Genomic DNA, 14,134 nt, shown 5'->3' on the forward strand with positions numbered 1-14,134 from the left:
ATAAGAGGAGCTGAGCCGAGCCGTGCAACCAGTGGGCACAATGCCTGACAACAGGAGAATACTACCGGTTGTTAAGAGATACTATTTCAACAAACCGCCGTATGCCGAACGGCACGTACGGTGGTGTGAGAGGACAGATAGGGAAATAATCCCTATCTTCCTACTCGATTTAAAACCAAAGTGTTTCATCGTTGTTTCTAAATAAAACAAATATCATGGCTAAGTTTTCAGATTTAATTAACGGTGATAAACCTGTTCTTGTTGATTTTTTTGCCGAGTGGTGCGGTCCTTGTAAGATGATGAAGCCGATTTTAGAGCAGTTAAAATCTCAGGTTGGCGATGTTGTTTCTATCATTAAAGTAGATATTGATAAGAATCAACCAGCTGCTACTTCTTTTAATATTCAAGGCGTACCTACTTTAATTCTCTTTAAAAACGGAAAACAGGTGTGGAGACAAAGTGGTGTTTTACAGGCATCGCAGTTGAAACAGGTAATTGATGCCCACTCCTAAACTTCTACCACACTTTTAGGCGTTACTGCAAAAATTCGTTCGTTTACTTTCGGATAAACCGTATAAAGTCCGGTAAATAAACTAAATGCGGGCAAAACGGCGTAGGCTTTACCAAAATAGAAGCATGGGAATTTTAATCTTTGCTTGGCTTTGCCCACAATGGTTACCCCAGGATGGATATGGCCGCTGATGGGATATAATTCTTCTTCCATACCATTTGGAGCATCATGAATAAAGCAAAATGGCCCCAGGCAAAAACTAGGTTCATGTATTTCGATATTCATCGCAGCATAATTGGCGTCCGAAAGCCTATCATGGTTCCCCTTTACCAATAGAAAGTTAAGCTCCTGGTATTGTTTTCTCCATGTAGAAAATTCATCAATATCGGTATTTAAACCATGGTGGAACATATCTCCATTAATTAGCAATGTTTTAGGATTGTATTGTTTAATCAATAAACTTAAGCGTTGAAGATCTGTTTGGGCAATGGTAGAAGGTACTTGCAAACCGGCCTGACGGAAGTGCGCCGATTTACCCAAATGCAGATCGCTTATGGCTAAAAGCTGATGTTTAGGTAAAAACAAAGCCCTTTCTTTATCTAAAATCAGTTCTTCACCCTGGCTTGTAATAGTCATTTATTTTATGCTATGTCATCCTGAGCTTGTCGGAGGGCTTTTGAGGCGTTTCGACAGGCTCAACGTGACAGGTAATTTTACTTAATTTTTTCCGATTCTGCCTTCATTCTTACAATCCGTTGTTCCAATTCCTCCGAGCTCATATTTTCACGCAGGCTATCTACCTTGATCGGGAAGGACAGCGGTGTAAAACTTTTAGGATTGGTGATTACAATTGCTCCATGCTGAATTCGATCCAACGCTGCCGCCAATCTTGGTTCTTCCAGCTGTCGGTAAAAAACTTCATCGTATGCCTGTCGCAAAAGTAAATTATGTTTGTCGTAATCGCTAAAAACATTAAAAAACAAACCAGCAGATGACTGGAGGTGCTTATTGGCTACATATTTACCAGGGTAACCCTGAAAAACGAGCCCGGAAATGCAGGCAATATCCCTAAATTTCCGTCTTGCCATTTCAGTTGAATTGATACTCAACGTAATATCTTCAGTCAAATTTACAGGCGAAAAAACCTCGTAGGCAATCGATTCGTCCATGGGAATTTCTGTTTCACTCAAAAGTTCAAAGCCATAATCGTTCATGGCAATAGAAAAGCTGATCGGCAACAATTTACTTAAACGATAGGCAACCAGGGCCGCCAAAACCTCATGTACCAAACGCCCTTCAAATGGATAGGCAAAGAGATGAAAACCTTCTTTATTATTAATGAGTTCGATCAGTAACTCATCATTTTTGGGTACATGAGAACGTTTTTCCTGTAATAGAAACAATGGGTACACGGCATCTAATTCTTCATACTGATGTGTTTTATCCAATGCTTCATTGTATTTCTTCCGCAAAACCAACCCTAAATTGGAAGAAAGGGGTAATCGGCCACCATTCCAGCTCGGAGAGATCGCATTTTTCTGTTTACTTACCCTCACCACAACAGTCATATCTTTTACCTGGATAAATTCTAAAACCCTGCCAGCCAAACGGAAATTATCGCCAGCCTTTAACCGGGTAACAAAATATTCTTCAACCATGCCGATGTAACCACCAGAGATGAATTTAACTTTTAACATTGCATCACTTACAATTGTTCCAATATGCAAACGGTGTCGCATAGCCAATTGTCTGCTCTTTACTTTCCAAAGCCCATCTTCGTCCTTAACCACTTTCTTAAATTCGGTGTAGGCACTTAAACTATCTCCTCCTGAGGTGATAAATTGCATTACCCAGGTCCATTCTTCAGGAAGGATAAGCTTAAAAGCATGGGTGTTCTTAATTTCTTCGTAAATGATTTTATCATCAAATCCGTCGCCTATGGCCAGCGTAACCAAATACTGGACCAAGGTGTCAAATACCATAATAAATGGCTCACGGCTCTCTATATTGTTTGTTTTGGCTGCTTCTTTAATCGCTGCTGCTTCTACCAGTTCTAATGCATGGGTAGGTAAAAAATATATTTTAGAGGTTTCGTGAGGGGAGTGACCTGAGCGGCCTGCCCTTTGCAAAAACCTGGCAACACCCTTTGGCGAGCCCACCTGAACAACAGTATCAACAGGTTTAAAATCTACGCCTAAATCTAACGATGAAGTAGCAATAACAGCTTTAAGCTGTCCGGTATGTAAAGCATCTTCAATCCAGTTACGAAGTTCAAAATCTATCGATCCATGGTGTATGGCAATCCTCCCGGCCAGTTCGGGTTCAATATTCAACAAATGCTGATACCACATTTCCGATTGTCCGCGGGTATTGATAAAAATTAAAGTGGTTTTACTTTTTTCAATAATCGGTAAAAGCTTGTAGGCTAGCTTTAAACCCAAGTGCCCAGCCCAAGGCAATGTTTCGATATCATCGGGTAAAATTGATTTGATCAGGATTTTCTTTTCCAAATCGGCTTTAACAATAATCCGTTTGGCCTCCATATTGGGTTCGAGTACATCCAGTGCCTCTTCAATATTACCAATAGTGGCAGAAATCCCCCAAATTCTTAAAAACTGGTTTTTCTCTAACTTTTGTAAACCCTTAATCCGCGATACGGCCAACTCCACCAACACGCCTCGTTTACTTCCTAAAAGCTCATGCCATTCATCAGCAACAATACATTTAAGATTTTTGAACAAAGTTGAAGCGCCTTTTTGCGCCAGTAACAAGTGCAGGCTTTCTGGCGTAATCAACAAAATTTCGGGCATCGATTTTTTCTGCTGCAATTTCTCTGCCTGAGAGGTATCACCATTACGCACACCTACATACCAATCCAACTCCAGCTCCAATAAGGTTTCGCGCATGGCCCTTGCAATATCTTTGGCCAGGGAGCGGAGTGGGGTAATCCAGATTAACTGTAAACGGTCTTTCGCTTTTTTATTGTTGGCCTCTGATGCATTTAGAGCCTCAATAACCACCGCCAAAAATAAGGAAAAGGTTTTTCCGAAACCTGTAGGCGCATTTACCAAACCGCTGTAACCATCCAAATAATACTGCCAGGCATCTTCCTGAAACTGAAAAGGCTTGCGTTTATTGGTCTTTAGCCAGGCTTTTATCTTTTTATAACCTTTGGTTTTGGTTTGGTCCATGCTTAAATACTGTTTCTTTGATAGTTATATTCCTCAGTCTGTGTCCTCACAGACCGAAAATTCTCGAATTATAATAATAGTCTGTGAGGACACAGAACATGGCTTAAAATATTTTTTTTGAAAAGCAATAACAGTAATGCTTCGGTTAGAGCAGTCCCGCCATTCGCTTTACCTTTTTTGTAATTACCGTTAAATGTTAATTTATCCCTAACAAAAAAGGGTATCGTTGCTGTCGGGTTTAAAATCGTGCGGTAAACCTATTAAGCTAAACCCATTTCCTCGGTCTGTGTCCCCACAGACCGAAATTGTTAAATTTTGGATCTTGATGGTCTGTGATGACACAGACCATGGATTCTCTTACAAAGTCGATTGCAATAACTGCCTCAAATCTTCCAAAGTATTAATTTCATGGGCTTTTTTATCTTTTCGCCACCGAAATATACGCGGAAAACGCAAAGCTAAACCTGCTTTATGCCGTTTACTTTCAGCAATTCCCTCGAATGCAATTTCGAAAACCAGTTCGGGTTTTACGGTACGTACCGGGCCAAATTTTTCAATTGCATTACGGGTTACAAAGGCATTTACTTCTTTAATTTCTTTATCTGTTAAACCCGAATAGGCTTTTGCAATCGTGACTAAATTTTCTCCATCACGAACAGCAAAGGTATAATCGGTAAAGAAATTAGCCCTTCTGCCACTTCCTTTTTGTGCATAAATCATTACCGCATCAACCGTGTAGGGATTGATTTTCCATTTCCACCAATCGCCCCGTTTTCGTCCACTATGATAATGAGAGGTCAACTTCTTCAACATAATCCCCTCGCTGTTAATCGATCGGGATGTTTGCCTTAATTTGGCCAATTCTTCCCACGAATGGCAATTGATTACCGGAGATATCATCACCGGACTTTCAGCTAAACCACCAATCAACCCTTCGAGTATTTTTCGTCTTATACTTAAAGGTTCTTCTCTAAAATCCTTGGCTTCATATTCTAAAATATCATAAACAAAAAAGCCAATGGGTGCATCTTCCAATTGTTTTTTACTAATCGTTTTGCGGTTTAAACGTTGTTGCAGCGTACTGAATGATAAAACCTGTTTATCTTGCACAGCCAGTATTTCACCATCTAAAACCACACCGTCAGGCAAAACATCAATCATAAAATGCAATTCGGGGAACTGTTCTGTAACCAGTTCTTCGCCACGGCTCCAGATAAAGAGTTCTCCATTCCGTTTTACAATCTGCCCGCGGATGCCGTCCCATTTCCATTCGGCCTGCCATTCAGAAATATCACCCAATTTCTCTGGTTCTTGCTCTAAGGCATAGGCGAGGCAAAAGGGGTAAGGCCAGGAATTATCGGTATTTACATGGATACCATTTATCAGTTCGTGAAAAGTAATTTCATAAGGATTCCATTTCCCCATAATGCTATGCATAATCTGGGCGCTATCTAAACTGCTTTGTTTAGCCAGCGCATTCACGAGCATTTTATTGGAAACACCAATCCTGAAATTTCCAGAAATCAATTTGTTAAAAATAAAACGTTCCTGTGTTTCGAGTTTATTCCATGCGCTCAGAATAAATTCTTTTTTAGTTTCATCGTCTTTACCTTCCAGATCGTGCAAATCTTCAACCCATTTATGCAATTGAAAATCTGAGGTGTTTTCGGCAGGCGGCAATAACAGGGCGATGGTTTCGCTTAAATCGCCAACATTGGCATAACTTTCGGCAAATAACCATTCTGGCGTTTCGGTAATGTTTATAGCCCAGTATTTAAGCAGGGCTGATTTAATTGGTCTTTTAGGTTTTTTACCTGTAAACAATGCGATAACCCACACCTTATCTTTATCATCAGCATGGTTAAAATAATTAACCAATGCCGCGATTTTATCGTTGGTTTTATTGCTCAGTTCGAGCTGTTGGATCAATTGGGCAAAACGTTTCATCCTTATTTATTTTCGTTTTGATCAACCAGATCTACTTTATTTTCTTTATCATCTTCTTGGCCAAATTTGGTTAACACTTCAGCAGCTTCTATGCCTGCATCGTTTAAAAACCGACTGAAGGCAGCTGTAAAACCATGCGTAACATATACTTTTTCCGCTCCGGTTGCAGTAATAGCTTCCATTAAGCCAGGCCAGTCAGCATGATCACTCAGCGCAAAGCCGGCATCGGCACTTTGCCAACGGCGGTGTGCCCGCACCTGCACCCAACCAGAGCAAATACCTGTTACCGGGTGGGCTAAATTTTTGATCCAGCGGCTATCTCTCATGGCTGGTGGCACAATTACAATACCTTTCTGCAATTCATCTTTAGTAGTTTCAGGAGTAATTCTGATGGTTTTTGGAAGCTTTACACCTGCGTCAATAATCAATTCATTCAGATTAGCAATACTGTTATGTACATAAATAGGAGTATCACCAGCCAAATTTTTAATTAAACGTTGTGCTTTACCCAAGCTATAGGCAATTAATACACTTGTTTTTTGCTGTATAATATTATCGCTCACCCAACTCTTGATGCCATTAAAAACAACTTCCTGCTTTTGCCATTTGTAAACAGGTAAGCCAAAAGTACTCTCAGAAACAAAAGAATGGCACTTTACAGGCTCGAAGGGTGTGGTAATGCCATCATCTTCAATTTTATAATCACCAGAGATTACACAAATTTCACCTTTATAAGCTAAACGTACCTGCGCAGATCCGATAATATGTCCGGCAGGAAAAAATGAAATATTCACTCCATTGCGGATAATGCTTTCTCCATATTCCAATGTTTCTACGTTCAAATCTTCGCTGATCCTGCGTTTGATGATAGGCTTGGTTAAGGTATGGCAGAGATAGTATTTATTTCCAAAACGCACATGATCGCTATGTCCATGCGTTGTAACCGCATAATCTACAGGCCACCAGGGGTCTATATAAAAATCGCCTTGCTTACAGTAAATTCCTCTTTTGGTAAATTCTATTAATGCCATAGCTACTAAACAATAAATTTATTGTTTAGTTTTAGGTAAATATCGGCTAAATGCCCGATAATTTAAAATATCGGCTAATTACCCGATAAATAGAAATATCGGCTAATTAGCCGATATTAGTTTTGAAATATGAATAATAAGTTCGATATTGTAATATGATTTGCATTATAACAGGTGATATTGTAGGCTCAAGGAAGATTAAAGATAGCTGGTTATTAAGCTTAAAAACCGCTTTAAAAATAGTTTCCGATCAGAATAATAAGTGGGAGATTTACCGGGGCGATAGTTTTCAGGTAGAAGTTGAGCCAGAAAATGCCATCAGGGCTGCTGCTTATTTAAAAGCATCTATCAGGGTAAATAAACCTGCAGATGTAAGGATGGGTATTGGAATTGGAGATATCAAAAACAAACGGAAAAAACTTTCAGAATCCAGTGGAGATGCTTTTGTAAATTCAGGGGCGGCATTTGACAGTTTAAAACAGGCTAAGGTTAATTTAGCCATTAAAACTGATTCTGCTGATTTTGATGAGGAAATTAATGTCTTAATTAAGCTTTCGCTAATATCAATGGATAGCTGGGGAGTTGTAGCTGCCGAAATGGTAAAACTTGCCTTAGAGAACAATAATCTCTTGCAAAGCGAACTGGCGGCTATTTCGGGCCGAACGCAATCATCTGTAAGCGAAGCTTTAAAGCGTGCACATTATACCGAAATTATGGAAATGGACAGGCTTTACCGTAAAAAATTGAACCAAATGATTTTAAAATAATGGATATCTATTTAATCAAGCTTATCCTTGTCCATTTAATTGGAGATTTCTTTTTACAGCCAAATGCTTGGGTAAAAGATAAAGAAAGGAAAAAATTAAGATCAATAAAGCTCTATTTGCACGTGGCCATCCACATAGTTTTGATATTCCTTATTTTTTTAAACTTTGGCGTTTGGAAGGTAGCACTATCAATAGGGGTGCTTCATTTTGTGATTGACGCTTTAAAATCGATTTTTCAGAACAAAAAAAATGCACGGATACTGTTTTTTGTTGATCAGGTTCTGCATTTTACTTCGATAATAGTGGTGTGGCACTTTTTTTATAAGGGAAGTTTAAACATCAGTTTTTTTAATGAAACCAAAACCTGGGTTTTAATTACGGGAGCTTTATTTCTAACGATGCCTACATCTATTGTAATGCGGGTAATTATTGCCAAATGGCTTCCAGATAACCAGCCGGACAGCCCGCAATCATTACAAAATGCAGGTAAGTATATCGGGATACTGGAAAGAGTGCTGATCTTCTTGTTTATCTTAACCAGTCATTTCGAAGCTGTTGGTTTTTTACTCGCAGCCAAATCCATATTTCGGTTTGGCGATTTAAAAGAAGCACACGACCTTAAATTAACTGAATATGTATTGATCGGAACTTTGTTAAGCTTTGGAATAGCTATTGTAACGGCTATGCTTATTCAAATGTTTATTTTGTAATGACAGCCACTTTAAAGGGCTCCTTTATACTTGCATGACTAAATAAATATTTTGGCCTTAGCCATTTTTCTGACCATATAAGGCATTTAAGAAAATATAAGCTAAAATGCCCTTATATTTCTTATATGGTTAAATTGCATAAAAAAAGCAGCCCGAAAGCTGCTTTTAAATTTTTCTATCTTGCTCCCGGAGGGCAGTTTTCTTTTAAAAACTTAGTGTAAGTTAAGGATAAATGTTTGCCAGTTCCTTCGCCCTCAGAGATACTGTGGGTGCGGTTTGGATAACTCATCAATTGAAAAACCTTACCGTTTTTGATTAACTCATTAATCAGCATTTCGGCATTCTGATAATGTACATTATCGTCGCCAGTACCGTGGATATACAATAAATTGCCTTTTAAGTTTTTAGCATAAGTAATCGGAGAACCCTTAACATACGCCTCTTTACTTGGGAAAGGAGTGCCCATATAACGCTCCTGATAAACATTATCGTAGGTTAATTGATTACCAACTGCTGCAATTGCAATACCTGTTTTATAAATTTCTGGGTATTGGAACATCAGGTTTAAAGTAGATGAACCGCCACCACTCCAGCCCCAAACGGCAACACGGTCTTTATCCATAAAAGCATTAGTAGCCAATAGTTTTTTAGCGGCCATCGCCTGATCGCGGATATTGATTACCCCAATATTTTTATAAATACTTTTGCGCCATGTACTGCCTTTTGGCACAGGCGCTCCTCTATTATCCATTGAAATATAGATATAACCATCTTTGGCCATATCACCGGCATATAAACGGTTTCTTCCTGCACCATAAGTATCTAATGCTGTAGCTGTAGCAGGCTCACCATAAACATAAAATACTACAGCGTATTTTTTATCTGGATTAAAATTATCAGGTTTTTTCATCCAACCGTCCATTTCAATACCATCTTCAGTAGTTACTTTAAAAAACTCAACTTTGTTTTTAGTTGCAGCTTGTTTGGCTAATTGTGTAGTAATGCTACCGTCCATTGTAAATGGATTCCCCGTAGTAAAGTTCATCCACTCTGTAATTGGCTCAACAAGCGAACTGTTATATGAATGGCGCGCATAAGCAGCATTTGGAGAAATATCATAATTATGTGTTCCTGGTAAAACCGAAGGTGTAACCTGTTCTAATTTACCTTTTCCATCTAATTTGGTTTTAAATAGATATTTCTGAGTGGCATTTATTGGTGATGCCAGAAAATAGACCATGTTATTTTTTACATCGATCAATTTTACATCAATCACATCATAATTGCCTTTAGTAACTAATGTTTCTTTTTTTCCATCCAAACTGATTCTATACAGGTGGTTCCAACCATCCTTTTCAGATACAATGGTAAACTCTTTATTATCATTTAACCATCTCCACTCATCCTGTGCATCAATCCAGGCTTTAGCTTTTTCGGTATAAACTGCTTTTGCCGATCCTGTACCTGCATTACAAACGAATACTATACTTTCGTTTTGCTCGCGGTTAAGCTGTTGTAAAATAATGTCATTACTGTTAGGTACCCACTGCATACGTGGAATATAGTGCTGGATATTATCTCCAGGAACATTTAACCAGTTCGTTTTGGCCGTTGCAATATCAACCACACCAACTTTACAAGCCGACGGATTTTCGCCAACCTTTGGATATTCTACAGGAATGGTATATGGATAAATAGAATCTGTATTATTGATCATTAAGAAATTTTTGATCTTAGTTGCATCAAGCTGCCAATAAGCAATAGATTTGCCATCCGGACTCCATCTAAAACCATCACGACAATCAAATTCTTCCTCATAAACCCAATCGAAAGTACCGTTAATCATTCGGTCTGTACCATCAGTGGTTAAGGCTTTTGCGCCAGTTCCATCAATATTTTCTACATAAAGGTTATGTTTACTTACATAAGCAACTTTACTGCCATCGGGCGATAGCTTAGCAAACATTAGTGATGAAGCTGGTCTATCTTTTCCAATTTGAGTGATTTTATTGGATGTTAAATCTGCCAACCAATAATCTCCACGTGTATCATAACGCCAAACTTTTTTACTATTGGTGTAGATTAGTGCTTTCGTACCATCATCCGATAACTGGAAACTTCTTACTGTAATAGCATCATTTTTTCCCGCAGGTGTTAATAATCCCCTTGATATAACGGTTTTTCGGTCGTTTTTAGGAAGTGTTATTGAAACGATTTCGCCACCAATATTCTGATAATAGGAGTTACCGTCTTTTGCCCAATTAATATTTTGAGCTTTTGCATCAATTAGCGCGCATAATGCTATACAAGCAATTGATAATCTTAATAATAATTTTTTAATCATATATAGTTTTTGGACATAAAAAAAGCTTTTCAACTTTCGGCTAATTTAAATAAAAAGCCTGCAGTTAAAAAGCTGTAAATTACCTGGAATTGGTTAATTATTCACCACCTTGCATGGCTTTCAATTCTTCCATAGTTACTACATCGTAACCAGTAGGAATTTCAGTGCTAATGGCACCTACTTTAGCTTCAGAAAGAGATTTTAGAACCAGATCTGAATTTACGCCATTAATTACTGCCGAATATTTTACAGGAAGTGCGCCTAAACCTTTAAAGAAACCACCATTGGTAATTGAAGCAATATCAACATCTTTTGTTGCCCATAATTCGTGAGCTCCGCCTTTGTCATCTTTGTAAGTATATTTTTCAGCACTAAATCCAGCAATTGTCTGTTTTTCACCAGTTGCTTTATAGTCAGAATATTTTGGCAATAAAGCTTCTTGTGCTTCTGTTTCTGCTTTGCTCACCTTTACTGCAAACTGTTTTTGAGCTACAGGAACATCAATTAATAATAATCCGGTTTTATCTGCTGTATTTGAAATGATGTTAACCATGGCAGGGCCATTTTCAATTTCTATTTTGGTTAAGTTACCATTAAATTTAGTTTTAATATCGGTTGTTGTACCATTAGCAGTTACTGCAAATACCAAAGTACCTTCAGTAATTTTCTTTTGTGCATGGGCAATTATAGCAGTACTTACTAAGATTAATGCTATAACACTAGTTTTGATTGATTTGAACATGTTTTTATTTCAGTTTAGTTTTTTACCAATTAATTTTTTCTTTGTTTAAAAATGAAGAGATTCCTTTTTTAAAATCTTCACTCTCCCTTACATGGGCATTTATCTGTACCGCAGTTTCCAAGCATTTTTCCAATAGGGGATTGGTTGTTTGCGTAATCAATTGTTTAGTAATCATTAACGAATTACCAGAGCTCCCGCTGCACAAACTTAGTGCAAATTCTCTTACTATTTGATGAATATCGGATGAATTTGTTACAAAATTTATCAAATTATATTTCAATGCCTGCTCAGCAGAAAAGATTTTTCCAGTCAGTAAAATTTCCTTAGCGATGGATTCGCTTACCTTTTGTTTTAAAAAACAAGAAACAATAGCAGGTACAAAACCAATTTTCACTTCAGTATACCCAAAATTACTTTCAGGGGTAGCAAAAACAATATCACATATCGTGGCCAAACCACAGCCGCCGGCAATGGCATGACCTTCTACCTGTGCAATAACGACTTTTGGTAAATAATAAATGGTTGTAAAGAGTTTTTTTAAATGATTAGAATCAGCCACATTTTCTTCAAATGTATTGTGCTGCAATTGCTGAAGATATGCTAAATCGGCACCCGCACTAAAAGTATCGCCATTTGCATTCAATATTACCACTTTTACCAGGTCATCTTCAGATGCTTTTATAAATGCAGAAGTTAATTCAGCGATAAGTTTGGGGTTTAGCGCATTCCTTTTTTCGGGTCTATTGATTGTTATTGTTGCTATTCTTTCAGCAACCTGATATAAAACCAGATTTTCCATGTTATTGGGTTAGTTGCACCAAATATGCTTTATTTTTCTTTAAAACATGTACATCTATATCATTATTCTCCATACACTTCTTTAAGATCTGAATTTTATAATCTTTATTAGTAGCATCGATTATTGCAGTTTTATATTTTATATCAAGGTCCATTTTGGCTAAATTAAATTTAGTATTTCCACTTAGCCAGATACTTGAAAAAGTAGCATTTCCGTTTATATTTTTATCATTCAGGTTTTCATCAATCAACAGTACCTTATAATTAAAAAAGGCAATTTGCTTGTTCTTTAAAACGAACTGCCCCAAAACGGTATCTTTGTTAAAACTAATAAAGCGTATTTTGTTTACCTGTAATTGCGTTAATGCCGGAACAATAGAAAAATTATAATTTTTATCTTCAGCGCTTAAATCTGAAACCAAAACAGCTTCTTTTCCATTAATAAAAGCAGCCGCATAGTTTTTTCTTAGGGAAAAGAAAATAATTTTCCTTTGATGGGAAGCGTTTAGATCATCGTGTACAATCAAAAGTTGATAGCAAACAAATAGCATTAAAGAAGAGAACAAAAGTCGTTTGTTTAATTTCGCCAAGGCATAAATAAATAACCCGAGCGATAGGCTCAACAATACAAATTCAGGCAAATTAATCCATATTGATGAAAAGCTAGCATATGGTAAATTGGCAATCCATTTTAACACGGCGTTTGTAAAATTTATTACCCATTCGAAAACCGCCGCTAAAAATCTGAATGCTGGAATTAATACTGCAATTCCTAAATACATCATTAACACCAATGGGATGGTGATAAAAAGATTCGCAAAAAGAAAGTAAAATGGGAATTGATGAAAATAGTAAATGCTTAATGGAAACGTGACCACTTGTGCGGCTAAAGACATAGCTGTGAAATTCCATAACTTATCTAGCCAAATATTTTCAGTATAAAGAAGGTTATAAATTTTAGGCTGAAGATAAATTAGTCCGAATACAGCCAGATAGGAAAGCTGAAACCCAACATCTAAAATTAAAAAAGGATTGTAAACCAGCTGACAAAATGCCGAAAAGGCCAAAACATTATAACTGTTGGTTTGCTTCGATAAAACTTTAGCCGTAATTAAAATGCTGATCATTACAGCCGAGCGAACCACAGAAGGTGATAATCCTGTTAACAAAGCATATCCCCAAATCAAAGTACAGATTAACAACAGTTTCACAATCTTTAGCGCCCGATTCTTGTTCAAAAAGAGGAACAAAAAATCCAAAACGACATAAATAATGGCTACATGTGCTCCTGATACAGATAAAGCATGAATGGTTCCTGTTTTGGAATAGGCCGATAAAGTTTCTTTGCTTAAATCAGCACGGTAACCTAAAATAAGGGTAGAGGCCACCGCAAAAGCTTCATCACTTTTAATCAGGCTTCGGTATTTGGCTACCTGCTTTTCTCTTAAGTTTAAAGCCGTCTTTATAATGGGATTACCAATGTTATTTCTGTTGCTAACGATATGATCCTGATCTATAAAAGCCTGATGATAAATATTTTGACTGCCCAGCCAGGCTTTAAAATCAAATTCTGCAGGATTATATGGAGGCTCTACTTCGGTATATGCAGCTGGGATCATTATTTCGTCGCCATACTTTAATTTAATAGGCTTTAAACTATCTAATTTTACGGCAAGAAGCATCTGCCCCGATAATCTGATCTGTTTGTCTTTTTGATATCCCGATATTACCTTTGCTTTAAAACGTACGATATTGCTACTTTGCTGAGGTTCATTGTTCACCCAAACTTTTAAATAGCTACACTCCGTTTTTGCAAAGTAATTTTGGTTTAAACTTTCGTTATGGAGCAGGCAAAGTAAACCGCCAAGGCTGAGGAAAAGTATAAAAATTAAAATACCAACAGCTCCCTTGTAACGGTAAACATTTAATTTTTTATAAGTAATATTCAACAATAAAATGCACAGTAAAACAACAAGTAAGACTGAGGCCCACCATTGAATACCTATGCTTTTTGGAAAAAAATAAAAAACGCAGATGCCTAAAAGAAAAGGAAACAGGATCCTAACAAAAACATATTCGGACTTAAACATTGT

General features: G+C 37.3%; 11 protein-coding genes. 3 read left to right on the top strand and 8 right to left on the bottom strand.

Translation table 11 applies throughout. From position 1 onward, the window contains the following. The first annotated feature begins 215 nt into the window (after positions 1-215). A complete protein-coding gene (gene trxA / locus AW17_RS01485; protein WP_029274315.1) occupies positions 216-512 on the top strand; it encodes a thioredoxin in 297 nt (98 codons plus the stop codon). Here trxA and pdeM read toward each other — a convergent pair. The 4 genes from pdeM to AW17_RS01505 all read right to left on the bottom strand — a co-directional run bounded on the left by pdeM (position 509) and on the right by AW17_RS01505 (position 6,680). Beyond that, positions 509-1,147, bottom strand: a complete 639-nt coding sequence (pdeM, locus tag AW17_RS01490) for a ligase-associated DNA damage response endonuclease PdeM (RefSeq protein WP_029274316.1) — start codon at positions 1,145-1,147, stop codon at positions 509-511. The two genes, trxA and pdeM, sit on opposite strands and share 4 nt — an antisense overlap. Before the next feature lie 77 nt (positions 1,148-1,224). Then, complete coding sequence (locus AW17_RS01495) at positions 1,225-3,702, bottom strand: ligase-associated DNA damage response DEXH box helicase (protein ID WP_029274317.1); 2,478 nt, start codon at positions 3,700-3,702, stop codon at positions 1,225-1,227. A gap of 357 nt (positions 3,703-4,059) precedes the next feature. Continuing rightward, on the bottom strand, positions 4,060-5,649 hold the full coding sequence (locus tag AW17_RS01500) for an ATP-dependent DNA ligase (protein WP_029274318.1): 1,590 nt from the start codon (positions 5,647-5,649) through the stop codon (positions 4,060-4,062). Between the two features lie 2 nt (positions 5,650-5,651). Beyond that, entirely contained in the window at positions 5,652-6,680 is a 1,029-nt protein-coding gene (locus AW17_RS01505; protein ID WP_029274319.1) for a ligase-associated DNA damage response exonuclease, read from the bottom strand. A 155-nt stretch (positions 6,681-6,835) separates the two neighbouring features. Between AW17_RS01505 and AW17_RS01510 the strand changes: the two genes are divergently transcribed. Beyond that, entirely contained in the window at positions 6,836-7,447 is a 612-nt protein-coding gene (locus AW17_RS01510) for a SatD family protein (RefSeq protein ID WP_029274320.1), read from the top strand. Further along, complete coding sequence (locus AW17_RS01515; protein WP_029274321.1) at positions 7,447-8,157, top strand: DUF3307 domain-containing protein; 711 nt, start codon at positions 7,447-7,449, stop codon at positions 8,155-8,157. Before AW17_RS01510 ends, AW17_RS01515 begins: the two co-directional genes overlap by 1 nt. Positions 8,158-8,332: 175 nt before the next feature. Here AW17_RS01515 and AW17_RS01520 read toward each other — a convergent pair whose 3' ends face one another. From AW17_RS01520 to AW17_RS01535, 4 genes are all read right to left on the bottom strand, one after another. Next, positions 8,333-10,501 (bottom strand): S9 family peptidase, encoded by a 2,169-nt coding sequence (locus AW17_RS01520; RefSeq protein ID WP_029274323.1) that lies wholly within the window; start codon positions 10,499-10,501, stop codon positions 8,333-8,335. Between the two features lie 97 nt (positions 10,502-10,598). Then, complete coding sequence (locus AW17_RS01525; RefSeq protein WP_029274324.1) at positions 10,599-11,243, bottom strand: DUF4412 domain-containing protein; 645 nt, start codon at positions 11,241-11,243, stop codon at positions 10,599-10,601. A 22-nt stretch (positions 11,244-11,265) separates the two neighbouring features. Continuing rightward, complete coding sequence (locus AW17_RS01530) at positions 11,266-12,042, bottom strand: enoyl-CoA hydratase/isomerase family protein (RefSeq protein WP_029274325.1); 777 nt, start codon at positions 12,040-12,042, stop codon at positions 11,266-11,268. Position 12,043: 1 nt separating this feature from the next. After that, positions 12,044-14,131, bottom strand: a complete 2,088-nt coding sequence (locus AW17_RS01535) for a ComEC/Rec2 family competence protein (RefSeq protein ID WP_029274326.1) — start codon at positions 14,129-14,131, stop codon at positions 12,044-12,046. Between the last annotated feature and the right edge of the window lie 3 nt (positions 14,132-14,134).

The organism is Pedobacter borealis DSM 19626, from assembly GCF_000708285.2.
GTDB classification, from domain to species: domain Bacteria; phylum Bacteroidota; class Bacteroidia; order Sphingobacteriales; family Sphingobacteriaceae; genus Pedobacter; species Pedobacter borealis.

Bases quoted from the DNA above. Each gene is read 5' to 3' on its own strand.
- trxA (WP_029274315.1), top strand. From the start codon at position 216: ATGGCTAAGTTTTCAGATTTAATTAACGGTGATAAACCTGTTCTTGTT.
- pdeM (WP_029274316.1), bottom strand. From the start codon at position 1,147: ATGACTATTACAAGCCAGGGTGAAGAACTGATTTTAGATAAAGAAAGG.
- AW17_RS01495 (WP_029274317.1), bottom strand. From the start codon at position 3,702: ATGGACCAAACCAAAACCAAAGGTTATAAAAAGATAAAAGCCTGGCTA.
- AW17_RS01500 (WP_029274318.1), bottom strand. From the start codon at position 5,649: ATGAAACGTTTTGCCCAATTGATCCAACAGCTCGAACTGAGCAATAAA.
- AW17_RS01505 (WP_029274319.1), bottom strand. From the start codon at position 6,680: ATGGCATTAATAGAATTTACCAAAAGAGGAATTTACTGTAAGCAAGGC.
- AW17_RS01510 (WP_029274320.1), top strand. From the start codon at position 6,836: ATGATTTGCATTATAACAGGTGATATTGTAGGCTCAAGGAAGATTAAA.
- AW17_RS01515 (WP_029274321.1), top strand. From the start codon at position 7,447: ATGGATATCTATTTAATCAAGCTTATCCTTGTCCATTTAATTGGAGAT.
- AW17_RS01520 (WP_029274323.1), bottom strand. From the start codon at position 10,501: ATGATTAAAAAATTATTATTAAGATTATCAATTGCTTGTATAGCATTA.
- AW17_RS01525 (WP_029274324.1), bottom strand. From the start codon at position 11,243: ATGTTCAAATCAATCAAAACTAGTGTTATAGCATTAATCTTAGTAAGT.
- AW17_RS01530 (WP_029274325.1), bottom strand. From the start codon at position 12,042: ATGGAAAATCTGGTTTTATATCAGGTTGCTGAAAGAATAGCAACAATA.
- AW17_RS01535 (WP_029274326.1), bottom strand. From the start codon at position 14,131: ATGTTTAAGTCCGAATATGTTTTTGTTAGGATCCTGTTTCCTTTTCTT.